Origin of the sequence: Rhodococcus sp. JVH1 (assembly GCF_000280725.2) — a bacterium.
Lineage (GTDB): Bacteria > Actinomycetota > Actinomycetes > Mycobacteriales > Mycobacteriaceae > Rhodococcus_F > Rhodococcus_F jostii_A.
In genome coordinates, this window is record NZ_CP166289.1 from 3,525,811 (window position 1) to 3,544,923 (window position 19,113).

Genomic DNA, 19,113 nt, shown 5'->3' on the forward strand with positions numbered 1-19,113 from the left:
GACCCATGCGACGAGGACCCTGGGCCGAAGATCTCTCTGCGATAGCCGCCGTCAGCCGCGACGGTGTGGTCCGCGCGGCCACACTGGAACGGCTGGGTGTCGCGAAGGGCACCATCTCCTCACGCTGCGCCGACGGCGGTCCCTGGCAGCGGATCCTTCCCGGCGTGGTCCTGCTGCACAACGGGCCGCCGACGACGCTGCAGCGCAATCTGGCGGCGCTCGAATACGGCGGTCCGGACGCGCTGCTGTCGGGTCACGCCGCGCTCGCCGCGTTCGGCTACACCTCGTCGGCGGCCCGGAACGACGTGCTGCTGCTCATCCCGTCCACCCGGCACCGACGGGACTGGGCGTACGTGAAGGTCGAGCGGACGTGGCGCATGCCCACACCGGTCCACCGGGGGCTCCTGCGCCTCGCTCCCCCGGCGCGCAGCCTCCTGGACGCCGGACGCCGCACGCTTCAGGCCGACAGCTGCCGGGCACTCCTCGCCGGCGGCATCCAGCGCGGCGACGTGACCGTCGACGAACTCGTTCGTGAACTCGCGCACGGCAGCGACCGCGGAAGCCGCCTGCCCCGCGCGGTCCTGCGTGAACTGAGCGCCGACGCGCATTCCGTCGCCGAGGTCCACGCGCAGAAGGTGTATGCGACGAGCGATCTTCCGCCGATGCGGCACAACGTGGACGTCCTGTCCGCTGCCGGGCTGTGGATCGCCCGTCCCGACGGCTGGCTGGACGACGTCGCCGTCGCCTGGGAGATCGACTCGCTGAAGTACCACTTCTCGCCAGAACTCCACGAGGCGACGATGAGGCGGCGGGCGCGCATGCAGCGCGAGGGCATCATCGTCGTGACGCACCTGCCGAAGCAGATCCAGGCCGACTCGGCGACGGTGCTCGCGGATCTCCGCGCGGCACACACGCTGGCGGCGTCGCGCCCCCGGCCGTCGGTGTTCGTCCACACCGAACCGAAGCTGCGGTCGGCATGAGTCACCTACAGAGGCATCAGATCGTGCTTGCGCGGGTTGCGCTGCACCTTCTTGTCGCGCAGCATCGTCAGCGCCTTGCGGATCTCGAGCCGGGTGGTGGCGGGCTCGATGACGGCGTCGATGTAGCCACGCTCCGCCGCGATGTACGGCGTCGCGATGTTCTCGTTGTAGAAGTTGATCAGCTGCCTGCGGACGGCGGGAGCGTTCTCACCCGCGGCCTCGATCTGCCTGCGCCCGATGAGGTCGACAGCACCCTCCGCGCCCATCACCGCGATGCGGGCGGTCGGCCACGCGAAGTTGATGTCGGCGCCCAGCTGCTTCGAGCCCATGACGGCGTACGCGCCGCCGTACGCCTTGCGGATCACGACGGTCACCTTCGGGACCGTCGCCGTCACGAACGCGAAGATGAACCGGCCGCCACGCTTGATGACACCGATCCGCTCCTGTTCGAGGCCGGGGAGGAACCCGGGCGTGTCGACCGCGAATACCAGCGGGATGTCGAAGGCGTCGCAGATGCGGATGAAATGCGCGGCCTTGTCCGAGGCCTGGGCGTCCAGCGCGCCCGCCGCGACCAGCGGCTGGTTGGCGATCACGCCGACCGTGCGCCCGTCCACGCGGGCGAAGCCGGTGATGATGTTCAGCGCCACCTGCCCACCGATCTCATGGAACTCACCGTCGTCGAAGATCCGCAGCAGGATGTCGTGCATGTCGTAGCCGGCGTTGTCGGCGTCCGGGATGAACGTGTCGAGGTCGCGGTCGGAGTCCGTGATCTCCGGTTCGAGACCCGGGTTGACCACCGGCGGCTTCTCCATGCAACTCGACGGCAGGAAGCTGAGGTATTTGCGCACCCACTCGAACGCAGCCTTTTCGTCGGCCGCCACATGGTGCAGGTTGCCGTACTGGGCCTGGTTCCGGGCGCCGCCGAGTTCTTCGAGGCTGACGTCCTCACCGGTGATCTTCCGGACCACGTCGGGTCCGGTGACGAACATGTACGACTCCTCGGTGGCCACCAGGACGTCGGTGTTGATCGGCGCGTACACCGCACCGCCCGCGCACTTGCCGAGGATCATCGAGATCTGCGGGCACATACCCGACAGCGGTTCCTGCCGACGGCCGAGCTCCGCGTACCAGGCCAGCGACGTCACCGCGTCCTGCACACGCGCTCCACCGGAGTCGTTGATGCCGACGCAGGGGCAGCCGATCTTGGCGGCGAACTCCATGATCGCGGCGACCTTGCGGCCGAACATCTCGCCGACGGAACCACCGAACACGGTCTGATCGTGCGAGAACACCGCGACCGGGCGTCCCTCGACGGTCCCGTGGCCGGTGACGACGCCGTCGCTGTACAGGGCACCCGGATCACCGGGCTGGCGCATCAGGCCGCCGACCTCGATGAAACTTCCCGGGTCGAGCAGCATGTCGATGCGTTCGCGCGCACTCGGAATGCCCTTCTTCGCGCGCTTGGCGATAGCCTGTTCGCCCGCGGGTTCCTTTGCCGTTTCGAGCTTTTCGCGCAGTTCGGCAAGCTTCTCTGCGGTCGTGGTTGTCACTGATGCGCTCCGGTCCCGGCGGCCTGGATCGCCGCCAGCTTCTTGGTGAGGTCGGCACCGACCTTCGCGATGTACGGCTCGTCGACGATCTGGATGTGATCGCCGCCCACGTGGATGATCTCCAGGTTCTTCACCGCGTCGCCCCAGCCGCCGTCCGGCTTCCGGGTCTTGAACGCGGGCTCCAGGTTCATCACGTCGTCGTGGTAGCGGTCGGCCATGTACAGGACGACGTCGCCGTCGTACTGCTCGAGCTCTGCGGTCTGGATGGCCCGGTTGTCGAGCCACGACGTGCGCTGGTGCTCGATGATTCCACCCGGAATCTTCGTGCCACTCAGTTTGAGCAGTTCCGTCAGGATCTTGATCTGCTCTTCGTCGCTCTCCGCTGCGGCGAGCTTGTCGTACGGCAGCGGGTAGTCCACGTTGTACGTCTTCTTCGCGAACGCGGCGTACCGCTGCCAGCGCTTACGGATCTCGTCCGGTGTGTCCTCGACCTTCTCACCGGCCATGACCGTGTCGATCAGGCCGACGATGCGAACGTCCGCGCCCGACTCACGCAGCAGCTTCGCCACCGCGTACGCCAGCACACCGCCCAGCGACCAGCCGTAGAGCACGTACGGTCCGTCACCCTGGATCTCGCGGATCAGCGGCAGGTACTCCGCCGCCCGGACCTCGATCGGACCCTCGGTGCGTTCGAACCCGTACATCGGCGTGCCCTCGGGCAGACGCTTCAGCAGCGGCTCGTACGCGACGGTCGAACCACCGGCCGGGTGGAACACGAACACGGGGACGGCGTCGGATCCTTCCGGGCGAGGCCGCAGCGCGCGGACCAGCCCGTCGATCTTGCCGGAATCCTCGAGGAATCCACGCACCACGTTGGCGAGTTCCTCGATGGTGGTGGAGTCGAGGACGTCGTCGAACGTGATCTCACCGTTCGCGCGTTCCGACAACCGCGCCGCCAGCTTCTCAGCCGTCTCGTCGTTCAGGATCGGCAGCGTGTTGAAGATGCCCTTGGCGGACTCGCCGGTGACGACGGCCCACGTGGCGAACGTCAGGCGCTCGGCGGCGTCGCGCGGCGGAACGTCGGAATCGGTCGCGTCGGCGAACGCTTCCTGGCTGTCCACGGCGGCTGCCTCGGGAGCCGCGGCCGTCTCCGGCACCGGGGTGGCCGCGAGGATCGCCTCGGCCTCGGCCTCCACGGACGTGTCCTCGGCGTCGAGCGGGGACGCAGCGACTTCGGAGTCACGAGCGGCCTCTGCGTCACGGTCGGCCCCCGCGTCACGGTCGGCCTCCGCGGCCTCTGCCGCCTCCTCCGCTTCCTTCTCGGCCTTCTGCTTGTCGGCCAGCGCCTGCACCTCTTCGCGGTTCTCGACCGCGTAGCGCAGGTACTTGCCGACCTCCATCAGATTCGCGTCCCGGACCGCCTGCAGCTGCAGCTGCGGGATGTCGAACTCGTACTCGACACGGTTCTTGATGCGGACGGCCATCAGCGAGTCGAGGCCCAGCTCGATGAGCGGGATCTCGGCGGGCAGGTCTTCCGGGGCGTAGCCCATGGACTCGGCGACGATCAGCGCCAGACGATCCTCGAGGGTCTGCGAACCGTTCGGGTCCCACTTCTCACCGATGTCCTCGACGACCTCGGGCAGCTCCTCCACCGGGGAGGTCGACTGCACCGGCGGCGCGACGACGGGTTCGGGAAGCGCCGCACCGGACGTGACGGCGGCATCGAACAGCAGCGTGAAACTCGGGCCGCTCTTCGCGTGCACCTGCAGCGACGCGCCACCCGGATGCGGGTTGAGCGTGGTGGTGAGCGTGCCCTCCGCCGGAGCGTGGGCGTGCAGAACGGACGCGGCGAGCGTCACGTCCGACAGCACCTGCGACGCGGCGGCGGTGACCAGTGCGGGCAGGTCGGTGACCGCGCCTGCCTGGACCTCCCACACGTGGCGGCCGTCGGGCAGCGACACGTGCGCACCGGGGACGCGGGTGTTGCCGCTGGAATCGATGCGGGTCTCCACCCAGTACGGCTTGCGGATCCACGCGGTGCGCGGAACGGACGCGAAGTCGCCCTCGGGGAGCAGCGACGACAGGTCGACGGCGTGCCCGTGCACGTACAGCTGCGCGAGCGCTGCGAGAACACCGAGCGGCTCGTCCTCCTTGCGCTTGAGCGTCTGGATGAGCTGCATGTCGTGCAGACCGGCGTCGAACGCGGTGGCGGCGACGGACATCAGGGCTACCGGGTTGGGCGCCAGCTCCACGAACGTGGTGTGCCCGCTGCCCACGGCGAGGCGGACGGCGTTGGTGAAGTACACGCTGTGGCGCAGACCCTTGGTCCAGTACTCCTCGCGGTGGATCGGCTCGTGGCCGGCGCGGTAGTACGTGTCCTGGTCGACCGACGAGTACACGCCCAGCTTCAACTTGGTCGGCTCGATGCCCGCCAGTTCCGCGGCCAGCTCGCCCAGCAGCGGATCGACCTGGGAGGTGTGGCTGGCGCCCTTCGTCTTGAGGACGCGGGCCATCTTCTCCTCGCCCTCGGCGCGCGCGACGATGGCGTTGACCTCGGGCTCGGGGCCACCGATCACGGTGTGCGTCGGCGCCGCGTACACGCAGACCTCGAGGTGCGGGAAGTCGGTGAGAACGGTCTCGATCTCGGACGCGCTGTACTCGACGAGCGCCATCAGACGGATGTCGTCGCCCTCGAGCGTGGCCTCGGCCTCGCCCATGAGGCGGGACCGGGCGCAGATCACCCGCACCGCGTCCTCGAGCGGCAGACCACCCGAGATGTACGCGGCGGCAGCCTCACCCATCGAGTGTCCGACCACGGCCTCGGGCTCGGCGCCGTGGTGACGCAGCAGGGCCGCCAGACCGATCTGGATGGTGAAGATGCCGACCTGGGAGGTCTCGACGTCGTAGTCGATCGCGTCGTCGAGGAACTTCTCCTTCATGGAGTAGCCGGCCTCGTCCTCGATCAGCGCGTCGACCTCGTCGATGGCGGCCGCGAAGACCGGGTTCTCCAGGTAGAGCTGCTTGGCCATCTTGCGGTGCTGCGAACCGAAGCCCGACAGGACCCAGACGGCGCCCTTCGACGACGGCGAATCCGCCGAGAACACACCCTGCCCAGGCTTTCCGGCGGCGATGGCGCGGAGCCCGGTAACGGCCTCGGAGCGGGTCTTCGCCAGGACGACGGCACGCGAGCGGCCGTGGTTGCGGCGGGCGAGAGAGCGCGCGACGTCGGCGAGCGGAGTGGTGCTGCCCTCTTCGGTCTCCAGCCAGTCGGCCAGATCGGCGGCGGCACGGCGACGACGCGACGGCAGCGCACCCGACACGGCGAGAACGACCGTCGGCTCGACGGCCTCGGCCACCGATTCCTCGGCGCGAACAGCGGGCTCGGTGATCTCGGCCGCGTCATCCGCGGCAGGTCCGGTGTACTCGCGCACGACGACGTGCGCGTTGGTGCCACCGAACCCGAAGCCGGACACACCGGCGACGGCCGTGCCCGTGTAGCGCGGCCACGCCGCACCCTCGGGAATGACCTGCAGGTGCGCCTTGTCGAACGCGATGTACGGGTTGGGTCCGGCGAAGTTCAGCGTCGGCGGCAGGGTGTCTTCCTGCATCGACAGCACGACCTTGATCAGGCCCGCGGCGCCCGCGGCGGCTTCGAGGTGACCGAAGTTGGTCTTGGCCGAGCCGAGCAACGCGGGCTTGTCGTCGGCGCGTCCACGCCCGACGACGCGTCCGAGCGCGTCGGCCTCGATGGGGTCGCCGAGGATGGTGCCGGTGCCGTGCGCCTCGATGTAGTCGACACCGGCGGGGTTGATGCCCGCGTCCCGGTAGGCGTGGCGCAGGACGTCGGCCTGCGCATCCGGGTTCGGGGCCGCGAGACCGTTGGAGCGGCCGTCCTGGTTGACGGCGCTGCCGGCGATGACGGCGAGGATCTCGTCGCCGTCACGCTCGGCGTCCTCGAGACGCTTGAGGACCACGAGACCGCCGCCCTCTGCGCGGATCATGCCGTCGGCGTCGGAGGAGAACGCCTTGATGCGGCCGTTGGGGGCCATCACACCCAGCTGGTCGAAGCCCAGCGTGGCGGGGGGCGCCACCAGCATGTTGACCCCGCCGGCGAGCGCGAGATCCGACTCACCGGACCGCAGCGAGCGGACCGCCTGGTGCACCGCGACGAGCGACGACGAGCACGCCGTGTCGAGGGCGATGGACGGCCCGCGGAAGTCGTAGAAGTACGAAACCCGGTTGGCGACGATGGACGTCGACGTACCGGTCAGCGCATACGGGTGCGCGTGGACGGGGTCGCTGACCGCGAGCAACTGGTAGTCGTTGGCCGAGCTGCCGATGAACACACCGACCTGCTCACCCTTGAGGTCGCTGGCCGGGATGCGAGCGTGCTCGAGTGCCTCCCACGTCAGTTCCATCGCAAGGCGCTGCTGCGGGTCGACGTTCGCGACCTCCAGCGGAGACATCGCGAAGAACTCCGCATCGAAGGTCTTCACGTCGTCGAGGTAGCCGCCCTGCGTGTTGGCCTTCTCGACGGCCGCCTTGATCTGCGGGTCGGAGGTGAACTCCTCCCAGCGACCCTCGGGCAGGTCGGAGATTCCGTCGCGGCCCTCCGCGAGCATCTGCCACATCTCGGCAGGAGTCTTACCCGCACCGGGGAAACGGGAAGCCAGGCCCACGATCGCGATGTCGTGCGCATCCGACGTCGGCGCCGACGCGTAGTACGCGGCGTCGGCCGAGTCGTCGAGCTGCTCGGGTTCGCCCTCGATGATGCGGGTGGCCAGCGACGCGATGGTGGGGTGCTGGTAGGCGACGGTCGCGGTGAGCGTGACGCCGACCAGTTCCTCGATCTCGCCGCTGAGCGCGACGGCGTCGCGAGACGACAGACCGAACTCTTCCATCGGGCGGTCGTCGGTGATCTGACCGACCGGTTGCCCGGTTGCGTCGGCAATCCAGTTACGCAGCCACTCGCGCAGCTGCGCGACCGTCATGTCACCTGTACTGCTGGTCCGGTCATCATCTTTTTCAGCCATCAACTCACCAAGCTACCCGTCAGGAAGTGGACTATTCGGAAACGCTATCGGGGAAGGCCGTCTGCGTGTATCCGCCGCGCAGGGTGCCTTCGATGTAGCTCGCCTTGCACGCGCGGCGGGCGATCTTGCCGCTCGACGTACGAGGAATCGAGCCCGCGGGCACCAGCAGGATGTCGCGCGCGGTGACCCCGTGCCTGCTCGACAACGCCGCCCGCACCGTGTCGGCGATCGGCTGGGGGTCGGCCTTGCCCGCACCCGGTGCACGCTCGGCCACGATCACGAGCTGCTCGGAGGAGTCGCCCGCGTCGTAGTTCAGACCCGAATGTGTGTTCTCGAACACGACGGCGGGCAGCTGGTTTGCCGGGACCGCGAACGCGGCGACGAAGCCGGGGCGGAGCGCGGTGCTCGCCTCCTGCGCCGAGTACTCGAGGTCCTGCGGGTAGTGGTTGCGGCCGTCGACGATCACGAGGTCCTTGACGCGGCCCGTGATGAACAGCTCGCCGTCGATGTAAACGCCGTAGTCGCCGGTCCGCATCCAGTTGGCGTCCTCGGGCGTGCCCTCCGCGTGGCTGCCCTCCGCGAGCCGGTTGGTCAGCTTGTTGTGGAACGTCTCGGCGGTCTCGTCGGTGCGACCCCAGTAGCCGATCCCGATGTTCTCGCCGTGCAGCCAGATCTCTCCGACCCGGTCGTCGGGCTGCTCGATCCGCGACTCGGGGTCGACGATGGCGGCCCACTGGCTTCGCGCGACGTAGCCGCACGACACCTGCGGGATGGCGTTCTCGGCGTCCTGGTCCACCTTCACGACGCGACCGGCGTTGAGCTCGTCGCGGTCGACGTAGATGACGCGGGCCTCGTCCGAGTGCCGGGTGGAGGACACGAACAGGGTGGCCTCGGCCATGCCGTACGAGGGCTTGATCGCCGTCTTCGGCAGGCCGTACGGCGCGAACGCCTCGTTGAACTTGCGCATCGACGACGTGGTGACCGGCTCGCTGCCGTTGATGAGACCGATCACGTTGCTCAGATCGAGGCTCTCACCGTTCTTCGGCAGACCGCGGGCGGCCGCATGCTCGAACGCGAAGTTGGGTGCGGCCGCGAACGTGCCCGCACCGTCGGAGACCGCTGCCAGTTCCTTGATCCACCGGTACGGCCGCTGCACGAACGCGCGCGGGCTCATGATGGTGATGTACTTGCCGCCCAGGGCGGGCAGGATGACGGTCAGTAGACCCATGTCGTGGAACAGCGGCAGCCACGTGACGCCGCGCGAATTCTCGTTGAGCTCGATGGAGTCGACCATCTGCAGCGCGTTGGTGCCGACGGCGCGGTGCGTGATCTCCACACCGGCGGGCACACGGGTGGAACCGGACGTGTACTGCAGGTACGCGACGTCGTCGAGATCGATCTCGGGGCGCACCCAGGACTCGCCGACGCTGTCGGGGATGGCGTCGACGGCGATGATGCGGGGGCGCTGGGCGGCGGGGAGGGACCGGAAGAACTGTCGAACACCCGCGGCGGAGGAGGTGGCCGTGAGGATGGCGGCAGGCGTGCAGTCACCGAGGACGGCGTGCAAACGGTCGGTGTGGCCGGGTTCGTCGGGGTCGAACAGCGGCACCGAAATCGTTCCGGCGTGGATGGCGGCGAAGAAGGAGATGACGTAGTCGAGACCCTGCGGCGCCAGGACTGCGACACGGTCGCCGGGCTTGGTGACCTGCTGGAGGCGAGCCGCGACGGCGCGCAGGCGGTGGCCGAACTGTTCCCAGGTCAGCTCCTGTGCTTCGCCGTCTCTGTCCCGCGAATAGTCGATGTAGCGGTATGCCAGCTCGTCCGAGTTCTCCCGGGTGTGCCGCTGGACGTAGTCGACCAGCGTGCTTCCCGAGTCGAGCCTGATATGGCCCTTCTCGTCGATAAAATCATCGAACTTCGCGTTCATTCCATCTCCTCCGAAGCGATCACACAGGCATGCCACCGGCATGACTGCGCCCCAGACTTCCTTCGCCGAATCGGATCTTGTACAACTCGTGGGGAACGACGTAACACGCCACTCACCCGAATAAGTTCATCGATTCCAAACCATCGATATGTTACAGATTGGCATCGCCGCCCTCGGTACGCTGCGTCTACTCGCCCTTCAGTTGCGAGATGATCGGCGCGAACGCATCCATCTGTGTGGGGAACACACCGACGTAAGACATTGTCGTCTTTTCTCGCACCATACGTATCTGATCGGCGATCTCCTCGAAGCTTCCGATCGCGAGATACGGCGAGCTCAGGATGTCTTCGACGGACAGTTTGGTGTCGACCTCGATGTTCGGCGGGAAGCCCTGATCGAGTGCGGCGAGCGCCATCTCGGCGGTCTGCTCACGGTCGTCGGTGATGACGATGGTGGTGATCGTCCAGTTCAGTTCGATGTCGTCGAACCGGTCACCGGCAGCCTCCCGGATCCGGTCGACGCGCTCCATCGTCTTCTCGAGCGTGACACCCGAGAGCAGGAGCTTGCCTTCCTTGCTGGTCGGCGTCGCCACGGAGATGATGTCGGCGTACTTGGCCGCGAGCGCCAGCATCTTGGGGCCGCCGCCGCCGACGGCGATCGGGGGACGCGGGCCCTGCCGCGGTCGCGGGCTGCCGGTCAGGCCCTTGATCTGGTAGTACTTGCCGTCGAAGTTGCACTCCTGGCCGCGCAGCAGCACGTCGAGGATCTGCAGGGTTTCCTCGAGCTTGGCGATCCGGACGCCCGGGCGCTCGTAGTCGATGCCGCCCTTGTCGAACTCTTCCTTCATCCAGCCGGCGCCGATGCCGAGTTCGAGGCGGCCACCCGACAGGACGTCGATGGTGGCGGCGTCCTTGGCGAGGATCGCCGGGTGCCGGAAGCCGTTGGCCAGTACAGCGGTGCCGAGCCGGATCTTGTCCGTGGCGATCGCGAGTGCACCGAGAGCGGCGATCGGTCCCACCTGGTTCCCCAGGTGGTCGGGGATCATGAAGCTGTCGAACCCGAGTTCCTCGGCCTTCTGCGCGAGCTTGACGAACCGACGCGCGCCGCCCTCGTCCGCGTTGCCCTCTCCGCCTGCTGCGAATCGAAACTTACGCAACGAGCTGGCGTCGGAACTCATGAATAGCTTCTCCTGTGGTGAAACGCCCGCGTTTCAGGACGTGAACATCGGTGGGGTCGGGCACCGGTGATGCCGCAACAGTGCAGCACTCTACCGGTGCCGAGAAACGCACACTACCGGCCAGTACGCGTCTCGCCTATCTGTTTGGGACGTTTCACGGCTCACCGACCACGGTGAACCCATCCGCCACAAAATCAACTGTGTGCCGGGGTCGGGGCGGCCTCGATCTTCTCGGCAGCCCATCCGGCGATCCACTGCGTGGCCGTCGTGCCGGAGTCGTCGACGACGTACGAGTTGTACATCGCGTGGACGGGGTTGTTGTTGTACTCGAGCAGACGCAGACCGCTTCCGATCCAGTTGCTCGGTTTCAACGCCTGCGCCGGGGCGTCGCAGATTCCGTCCGACGGGGCGCAGATCTCGACCGCCCGGTCGGTGAGATCACCGAAACCGCCGGGGCGGGGACCGGTCATCGTGATTCCCGGGATCTGCAGACCGGCCAGCGACAGTTCGGCTCCGACACCGGCGACCGGCTGCCCGATATTCGTGGCGGCGGCCGGGTCGCGGCGACCGTCGGCGATGAGCCCGACACCCAGTACGAGATCCGCCGGAACAGGACCGTCACCTGCGCCGATACTCGACGCGACGTCGCCGGCGATGACCGCGCCCTGCGAGAAGCCGGTGAGCAGGAAGCTGGTCAGCGGGCACTCGGCGTGACGACGGATCAGGATGTCGTTGGTGGCGGCCGTGCCCGCGCCGCGGCTGTTGTTGTACGACTGCTGCCCGTCCGGCGGGAAGGCGACCGGGTTGGAGAACTGTGCGACGTACGGAACCGTGTACACGTCGGCACGCGACGGCTCGAACTGCTCCTGCAGCGGCCGCGACACGTTGAGCATCAGCGACGCCGGGTTGGCCGTCGGGTTGTACGGGTCGTCGGCGGCGCTGGACTCCCACGTGCCCGGGACGACCACCACCTGGACGTCGGGACAGCTGGCCGGCTGGGCGTTGGGACGCTCGGGACCGGGCGGGGTCGGGATCGGCTTGGGCAGCCGCCCTGCGAGGAGATACCAGAGCGCGATCACTGCGACGAGAATCACCAGCAGGATCACGATCAGCACCATCAGCTTGCGCAGGAGGCTGCTCTTCTTCTTCCGCGTTCCGGTCAACGACATCGGCGTCTACTTGCAGTAGGTCGCGTGGGCGACATCCATGTAGGTCTGGGCGTTGGCCGTCGCCTGCTCCTGGGTCAGTTCCTGACCCGCAGCCGACGCCTCGGTGCCGACCATCGCTGTGACGAACACCATCGCTTCGGCGTCGCTCTTGCCTTCGGCCTTGGCCTGGCAGATGAAGTCGGCGGTGCTCACGGCCATGGTGCCGTCAGCGGCCGGCTCGATGCCCTTGCTCTTCAGCGCGTCGAGGAACTTCTGGCCTTCGGCGCTGACCGGGACCTCGGCGGGGCCGGGAAAATCACCCGGAACTTCCTCGGGCTGCTGCGGCGGCGCCGTCGCCGCCTCACCCGGGCTCGTCACCGGCGCGGAGGCCGAAGCCGAGGCGCTCGCGCTGGGCGCGGCGGACGCCGAACTCTCGGCGGAACTGGACGCCGCAGCCGACGTCGCGGCGCTGGTGGACGGGTTCGACGTCGCCGTGGAATCGTCGCTGCCGCACCCGACCAACAATCCGCTCGCTGCGACGGCGAGCGCGCCTACGGCGATCGCCCGTCGGAAGGTGGTGCTGATACGTGAGTGCTGCGGCATCTATTTCCGTCCTTGCTTTCCAAGTCGTTGTCTCTCGACAGGGTACAGACGCAGATCGGGCGGAAGCCTGGTCCGCCGGACCCGGCCCCGCCCGCTGCGCGTGAGATTTCTAGTGCGATCCGGCCATCAGTGAATCTCGGCCTTGTTGTCGATCACTGTGACGTAACCGGTCTGGAAGTTCTGCTGAACTCCGCCGGGGATGGCGAATTTGTCGCTGATCGGGAAGCCGAGTCGACCGCCCTCGTAGCCGGCGCTCTTCCAGGCGTCGAAGATCGGTCCGTTCTCCACGGCCCACGCACCCGACAGCGGGCTCCAGTAGATGTTGCCGCCCTCGAACTGGTTGAACCGGCCACCATCCTTGACCGCGATCTCGCTGGTCTTCGGGAATCCGAGCCACCCGCCCTCGTAACCGAGTTCGGCGTACTTGCCCATGATCATTCCCTGCACGCGGTGGGTGCCGTTCGCGGGACTGAAGTACATGGCGCCGATCTCGAAGCCCTGCACCGCGCCGTCCTTGCCGGGCGTGGGAACTTCCTCGGCCACCGGGTATCCGAGCGGTCCGCCCTCCCAGCCCTGACGTGCCCACTCGTCGCGGATCGCGCCGCGAACGGCGTGTGCCCCGGTCTGCGGCGACCAGTACACGGACCCGTGCTCGAAGTGGTTGAAGCGACCGCGACCGTCGGGGGTGGCCAGTTCGGGCGTCGTCGGGTAGCCGAGCGGCCCACCCGGACCACCGGTCGCCTGGTAGACGCCGCCGATGGCGCCGGCCACCGGCTGCGCGCCGGTGTCGGACTTGGCAAAGATCCGGCCGTTGCGGAAGTCCTGGACCGTGCCGCCCGCGAGGCTGTACTCGGGGGTGAGGCAGTCGCCGATCCACGGGTTCGCGCCGGCCACCCCGGCGATGGAACCGCCTGTGGCGCATACCGGCTTGTCGGGTTCGACGTCGACGGCGCTGGCGAGCTGCGGCCACAGCTGGTGGAGCTCGAACTGCCAGTACGGCCACGAGTGCGTGCCGGACGGCCGGTAGTTGACCTGGGCCGGGATGCCCAGCTTGTTCAGCTTGGTCGCGAAGGTCTGGGACGTGAGCCGCGACAGGATCTCGAGGCCCATACCCGCGTAATTGGTGCTGACGCCGGGGATTCCGGACGGCTGGTCGTACGGGCCCGTGGTTCCGCTACCGCTGGAGATGTACAGGCTGACGCCCTTGAGCTTGTCGGCCAGCAGGTAGGGGTCGTGTTCCTCCCACGCCGCGCTGGTCGGGGGACCCCACATCGCGTCCGCGTCGAATCCGCCCGCGTCGCTCATCGCGTACGCAACGGCCTGCGGCATGCCGAGCGCGGTGGTGGTGAGCATGCCCGACAGCGACGCGGCGAATTTGAAGAATCCCTGGTTGCGGGCCGCGAGGAACATCGCGGACGTGCCGCCCATCGAGAGTCCGATGACGCCGCGTGTCTGCGTGGTGCGCCAGTCGCTTTCGAGGATCGGGGGCAGTTCCTTCGTGAGGAACGTCTCCCACTGGTAGTTCTGACCGTTGTCCTGGGCCACCCAGTCGGAGTAGAAGCTGGACTGGCCGCCGACCGGGAGGACGACGTTGATGTTCTTGTCGGCGAAGAACGATTCGGCATCGGTCTCGAGCGTCCAGCCGTTCTCGTTGTCCTGCGCGCGGAGACCGTCGAGCATGTAGACGGACGGGAACTTCTCGGTGGGCTTCGAGTTCCAGTCCCGTGCAAGCAGCATCTGCACCTGGATGGGCACGCCCATCGACGGAGAGTTGATCCAGATCGCCACGCGACGGTCGGTGAGCCAGTCGACGTGATGGATCGTCGCGGCGCCCGGGGCCTGCGTGGCCACCGGAGCCTGCGCGGCGACGGGCGCAGCCGAGACGGTGGCGGTCTGGGCGAACCCGACCGCCACCGGCACCACGAGCACAGCGGCAAGCGAGGCCAGCGTCCGCCTTCGAACATTTCCGGCCGACGAACGCTGACGTTCTGCCTTGAACAGGCCTACTCGCATGACGTTCACTCTCTCTCTGCGCGTCGAGGCCAACACGGAGCACGGCCTCGCGTTCCGGTTCTTTCTACACGCAAACGACAGACGAGTGGGAGTGCCGCGCTGTTACAGCTGGTGCAATTGTTACTTCCGAGCTACCCGATCGTGTTGCCGAGGTCGCCGGCCAGATCGTGGATCTGCTGCTGCCAGTAACGCCACGTGTGGATGCCGCGGGGCGGGAAGCTGTAGGTGACGTTCTTCGCGCCGAGGGTCGCCATCTTGACCTGGAAGGCACGGGTGTTCGCCAGCGACAGTGCCTCGAGGCTCGCACCGGTGCTCGCGTTGAAGACGTCCATGAATCCGGTCGGTGCGGCTCCGCCGGGGGCGGGGATGCCGTTGGCCGCCGACACCCAAAGGCGGGTGTTGTTGTCGCGAAGCTTGTTCGCGAACACGAACGGGTCGTTGCGCAGCCACGCCGGGTTCCACGGCGGGCCCCACATCGCGTCGACGTTGTAGCGGCCGGCGTCGAGCATCGCGATGCGGATCGCCTCACGCATGCCGGGAGCCGAGATGTTCAGGTAACCGGACAGCGAGCCCGCGTAGTTGAACTGCTCGGGGTGGTAGGCGGCGAGGGTCAGGGCGGCGCTGCCACCCATCGACAGGCCGATGACGCCGTTACGGGTGGACTGGAACCCGAGGCGGTTCGCCAGTGCGTCGCGCAGTTCCTGAGTGAGGAACGTCTCCCACTTGTACGGCGTCTTCTGGCCGTTGAGGTTCGAGTTCGAAATCCAGTCGGAGTAGAAGCTGGACTGCCCGCCGACCGGCTGGACGACGTTGATGTTCTGCGAGGCGAGGAACGGGCCCGCGTCGGTGTTGACCTCCCAGCCGCTCAGGTCGTCCTGCGCGCGCAGACCGTCGAGCAGGTAGACGACCCGGTTGGTGTTGCCGTCGGCGGCACGCCAGATGCGGCTCTTGATCGGTCCCATGGCGGAGTCGACCCAGAAGTCCTGTGCGGCGGGGTCGAAGGCTGCGGATGCCGTTGCGCCGCCGCCCACCATGGTCACGCCCAGTGGCAGTGCGACCGCCAGAGCAATTGCGGCGGCGGTACGCCTGGCCCATCCGCTTGTTCTCGTCGAACCCCCAACTCGCATGAACTCGTCTTCCCTCCGCTTGATCCGTCTCGCGCCGCGGCCGCGGCAACCTCTCGATAACTCTCGTGAAAATCTCACGTACAGACGCCACCCGCGCAGCGCTCGCTGCGCGGGTGGCGTCTCGACGGGATCACCTTACTGACAAAACGTTCCGTTGTGCACTCCCGGGGAAGGGAATCCTGGGTTTTCCCTCACGTACCCGGCCGGGGCGCGGGCACCCCGGAGCGCACGAGTGCCGCCCCGCCGGATCGGCGGGGCGGCATTCGTCACGGGGGTGGTGTCAGATCACCAGGCGCCCAGTGTGTCCAGAATCTGGCCGCGGGCCTTCCACAGCTCGGCACCCCAGTACGGCCACGAGTGCGTGCCGTTGGCGGGGAAGTCGAAGGTGGCCGGGACACCGAGGGTGGCCAGACGCACCTGGAAGGCGCGGGTGTTGGCCAGGGCGAGAGCCTCGAGGCCCATGCCGTTGGCGGTGTTGTAGTAGTCGATCGGAGCGCGCGGGTGGTCGAACTCGCCGGGCAGACCGCTGGCAGCCGAGATGAACATCGACAGACCGTTCAGGCGCGGGGCGAACACGAACGGGTCGTTACGCAGCCACGCCGGGTTCCACGGCGGGCCCCACATCGCGTCGACGTTGTAGCGGCCGGCGTCGATCATCGCGACGCGGATCGCCTCACGCATGCCGGGAGCCGAGATGTTCAGGTAACCGGACAGCGAACCGGCGAACTTGAACTGGTCGCGGTGGTACGCGGCGAGGGTCAGGGCGGCACTGCCACCCATCGACAGGCCGAGGACGGCGTTGTTGGTGCGCGAGACGCCGTAGTTGGCGAGGAAGTCGGGCAGTTCCTTGGTCAGGAACGTCTCCCACTTGTACGTGACGGGCTGACCGTTGAAGTTGCTCGCCGAGTACCAGTCGGAGTAGAAGCTGGACTCGCCGCCGACGGGCATGACCAGGGTCACGTTGTCGTTGCGGTACTGGTCGAACGCGTTGGTCTCGAAGCTCCACGCGTTGCGGTCGTTGCGGGCGCGCAGTCCGTCGAGCAGGTACAGCGCGGCGCTACCGCCGCGGGCTGCCCACTGGACCTGGACCTTGATCGGTCCCATGGAAGAGGGAACCCACAGTTCCTCGTAGCCACCGGCCGGCGCGGTCTTGGCGGGACCCGCGTGCGTCGGTGCTGCTGCGGCGACGGCTCCACCAGCGATTCCTGCGCCCACAGGCAGTACCAGTGCGACGGCACCGATGGCCATCGCACGCTGCTTGAGGCGCTGAGACAACCTCGGTCTGGCAAAACGCATGAATACTGCTCACTCTCTTCGTCTGCGGACTCCGCCACTGGGCGGCTCCGGCGGATTCCGTCGGGGAACAGGCGACCTGCCGGCCCGGGCGTTGAAACCGGGTCGGCAGCGGACCTCTTCCAAGTCACACTGCGCTTGGTGGACTGTATGTCACACGAACTTCCCTGACAAACGCTCACGGAGCGTTTTTCGAGGAACTTCCAGACCACCGTCACCGATGACTCATCATCGACGTACATCGTCGACGACAGTTCCAGCGTTACACAAACGAGATCTGATGTTCCGACATCGAGATCTGCCCGGGACGCCCCGGTGACACACGCACCGCCCGGTTCGCCCTATTTGGCCGGTTCCGGGAACGGTGGCTCGAGATTGCACCGCTGAATTTCATATGCGGGCACTCGCTCGAATCGATAACTCGCGAAATGCAGCGCATCCTTGAAATTCTGCTTGAATCGCGGCCACGTCAGTTCGGACCGGTACGACGTCAGCAGGTCCTGTGTCTCGGGGCACGTGAGCGCGACCCGCGCCTCGGTCACCCATTCCTCGTCGAGGAATCCGGGCATCCACGGGTGCTTGTCGATCATTCCCGTGTCCACCACGACCCAGTCGGGGTAGAGGGCCTTGTCGTGCCCGATACGGCCGTCGTCCAACCGCTCGGTGTGCGCCGCAAGCGGGTAGGCGAGACCCATCTGGTCCAGCACCCGCACGTCGAGGCCGACGTTCATGCTCGTCATGCCGAGGTTCAGGAAGTACACGGTGTGGCCTGCGCCGCCGTCCGGGATCGGAAGGGGCGGAGGAACGACGAACCAGTACGTGTAATCGGCGGACGGGATGAGCAGGCCGCCGTCGGGGGTGTCCGAGATGGTCTGGACCATGGCGCGCATCCGCGGGTAGTCCAGATAATCGTCCGCTCGAATCGGGTGCGCATGACCGGTGTTGAGAACGTAGAAGGCGCGTTCGTCGACAATTCCGGACCGTCCGATAACGACACCCTCCGGCATTCCCGTCGTGTTCGACGCGAAGAATGCCCACACGACGGTGCCGACCCACAGAGAAGCCATTGCGAGGAAAATCGACGATTCCCTATTACGCCCCCACGCGGCCCGGTCCGGAATTCGCACCGGAATTACGGCGACGGGAACGATGAAACAGAACAGAACGGGGAGAAGAACGCGGCCGTGCATGAAGTCGCCGCCGACGCGCAACGAGTACAGACCGAGGATCAGCCCGCTCGCCAGAATGAAGACGACGACGGCATTCTGCGTCCGCAGCCATCCGCGCAGACGCGTCAGCCGATTCCCCTCGGTGTGACGAACACCATCTCCGATGGACTTGTCCCGGCCCCGCCAGGCGATCACGGCGCCGGCGAAAAGGAAGACCAGCGGCAGCCACAGGAGGTACGGGCCGAGCAGATTCCAGAGGTAGGCGAAACCCTGCGACCACTTGGCGCCGCCGGCGTCCTTCGACACCGCGGTGTTGGGGTACGGGAGGGCGTAGTAGCCCATGCGCCAGATCTGGTAGCCCACCGGAACGATGCCGGCGACGAACACCATCGCCACGCGCACCCCCCAGGTGAGACCGGGCGCGAGGAAGATCATGGCCAGCGACAGCACACCCAGGATCGCCAGTTCGGGGCGCACGAGGGGTCCCATGCCCGCGACGAACGAGAGCACGAGCACCGAAGTGGTGGACGGGGTGGTCGCCTGACTCCACCGGACCAGCAGCAGCCAGAGCAGCGCGATCCAGAAGATGACGAGGCAGCTTTCGAGACCCGACGTCGCGAAGTCGCGGGCCGGGGGCACCGCGATGTAGACGAGCACACCGGCGGGCATCAGGAACAGCGTGCCGCCGCCGGCGAAGGACCCACCGCGGTACAGGCGCGCGGTGCCGAACATGGCGAGCACGATCGCCGCCGTGGACAGGATCAGCGCGATCGTCAGGACGACGTATTCGAGCCGGGCCTGGGAGAGCCAGCTGAACGCGTAGACGATGTACGTCCACGCTGTGCTGGTGTTGGCCTCGACACGCTCGCCCGAGTTGAAGACGGGACCGTTGCCTGCGAGGAGGTTACGGACCGTGCGCAGCACGATCAGGCCGTCGTCGGCAATCCATCGCCGTTCCCAGGCACCCCAGAACATCAGGAGAGCCGAGACGGCCACACCCCCGAGGAAGACCACCCTCGAGAGGATGGCCTTCCGGTGGCGTTCGGTGGTCCGCTCCGCGGCGGCGTCCGAGTCCTCGGCGCCTCCTACCAAG

General features: G+C 67.4%; 11 protein-coding genes. 1 reads left to right on the plus strand and 10 read right to left on the minus strand.

Annotation, left to right across the window (positions count from 1 at the left end):
* The first annotated feature begins 5 nt into the window (after positions 1-5).
* Positions 6-980: a hypothetical protein gene (locus JVH1_RS16120; protein WP_009477143.1), complete on the plus strand. Its 975-nt coding sequence runs from the start codon at positions 6-8 to the stop codon at positions 978-980.
* Positions 981-985: 5 nt separating this feature from the next.
* On the opposite strand, the gene JVH1_RS16125 is transcribed toward JVH1_RS16120, so the two are convergent.
* The 10 genes from JVH1_RS16125 to zomB form a co-directional block, all read right to left on the minus strand.
* On the minus strand, positions 986-2,530 hold the full coding sequence (locus tag JVH1_RS16125; protein WP_005565873.1) for an acyl-CoA carboxylase subunit beta: 1,545 nt from the start codon (positions 2,528-2,530) through the stop codon (positions 986-988).
* Positions 2,527-7,521 carry a polyketide synthase Pks13 gene (gene pks13, locus JVH1_RS16130; RefSeq protein WP_009477142.1) on the minus strand — a complete coding sequence of 1,665 codons (4,995 nt, stop codon included), beginning with the start codon at positions 7,519-7,521 and terminating at the stop codon, positions 2,527-2,529. Before pks13 ends, JVH1_RS16125 begins: the two co-directional genes overlap by 4 nt.
* Before the next feature lie 73 nt (positions 7,522-7,594).
* Entirely contained in the window at positions 7,595-9,490 is a 1,896-nt protein-coding gene (gene fadD32, locus JVH1_RS16135) for a long-chain-fatty-acid--AMP ligase FadD32 (RefSeq protein ID WP_009477141.1), read from the minus strand.
* A 187-nt stretch (positions 9,491-9,677) separates the two neighbouring features.
* A complete protein-coding gene (locus JVH1_RS16140; RefSeq protein WP_009477140.1) occupies positions 9,678-10,667 on the minus strand; it encodes an LLM class F420-dependent oxidoreductase in 990 nt (329 codons plus the stop codon).
* A 194-nt stretch (positions 10,668-10,861) separates the two neighbouring features.
* On the minus strand, positions 10,862-11,836 hold the full coding sequence (locus tag JVH1_RS16145; protein ID WP_009477139.1) for a cutinase family protein: 975 nt from the start codon (positions 11,834-11,836) through the stop codon (positions 10,862-10,864).
* 6 nt (positions 11,837-11,842) lie between these two features.
* Complete coding sequence (locus JVH1_RS16150) at positions 11,843-12,418, minus strand: DUF732 domain-containing protein (RefSeq protein ID WP_005260437.1); 576 nt, start codon at positions 12,416-12,418, stop codon at positions 11,843-11,845.
* A 126-nt stretch (positions 12,419-12,544) separates the two neighbouring features.
* Entirely contained in the window at positions 12,545-14,431 is a 1,887-nt protein-coding gene (locus JVH1_RS16155) for an alpha/beta hydrolase-fold protein (RefSeq protein WP_009477138.1), read from the minus strand.
* Between the two features lie 131 nt (positions 14,432-14,562).
* Positions 14,563-15,558, minus strand: a complete 996-nt coding sequence (locus tag JVH1_RS16160; protein ID WP_009477137.1) for an alpha/beta hydrolase family protein — start codon at positions 15,556-15,558, stop codon at positions 14,563-14,565.
* A 285-nt stretch (positions 15,559-15,843) separates the two neighbouring features.
* Positions 15,844-16,854 (minus strand): alpha/beta hydrolase family protein, encoded by a 1,011-nt coding sequence (locus JVH1_RS16165; protein ID WP_009477136.1) that lies wholly within the window; start codon positions 16,852-16,854, stop codon positions 15,844-15,846.
* A 338-nt stretch (positions 16,855-17,192) separates the two neighbouring features.
* Positions 17,193-19,112 (minus strand): flagellar motor control protein ZomB, encoded by a 1,920-nt coding sequence (gene zomB, locus JVH1_RS16170; protein ID WP_009477135.1) that lies wholly within the window; start codon positions 19,110-19,112, stop codon positions 17,193-17,195.
* Position 19,113: the final 1 nt, after the last annotated feature.

Excerpts from the sequence above, each read along its gene's own strand:
- JVH1_RS16120 (WP_009477143.1), top strand. The coding sequence starts at position 6 with ATGCGACGAGGACCCTGGGCCGAAGATCTCTCTGCGATAGCCGCCGTC.
- pks13 (WP_009477142.1), bottom strand. The coding sequence starts at position 7,521 with ATGACGGTCGCGCAGCTGCGCGAGTGGCTGCGTAACTGGATTGCCGAC.
- fadD32 (WP_009477141.1), bottom strand. The coding sequence starts at position 9,490 with ATGAACGCGAAGTTCGATGATTTTATCGACGAGAAGGGCCATATCAGG.
- JVH1_RS16140 (WP_009477140.1), bottom strand. The coding sequence starts at position 10,667 with ATGAGTTCCGACGCCAGCTCGTTGCGTAAGTTTCGATTCGCAGCAGGC.
- JVH1_RS16145 (WP_009477139.1), bottom strand. The coding sequence starts at position 11,836 with ATGTCGTTGACCGGAACGCGGAAGAAGAAGAGCAGCCTCCTGCGCAAG.
- JVH1_RS16150 (WP_005260437.1), bottom strand. The coding sequence starts at position 12,418 with ATGCCGCAGCACTCACGTATCAGCACCACCTTCCGACGGGCGATCGCC.
- JVH1_RS16155 (WP_009477138.1), bottom strand. The coding sequence starts at position 14,431 with ATGCGAGTAGGCCTGTTCAAGGCAGAACGTCAGCGTTCGTCGGCCGGA.
- JVH1_RS16160 (WP_009477137.1), bottom strand. The coding sequence starts at position 15,558 with ATGCGAGTTGGGGGTTCGACGAGAACAAGCGGATGGGCCAGGCGTACC.
- JVH1_RS16165 (WP_009477136.1), bottom strand. The coding sequence starts at position 16,854 with ATGCGTTTTGCCAGACCGAGGTTGTCTCAGCGCCTCAAGCAGCGTGCG.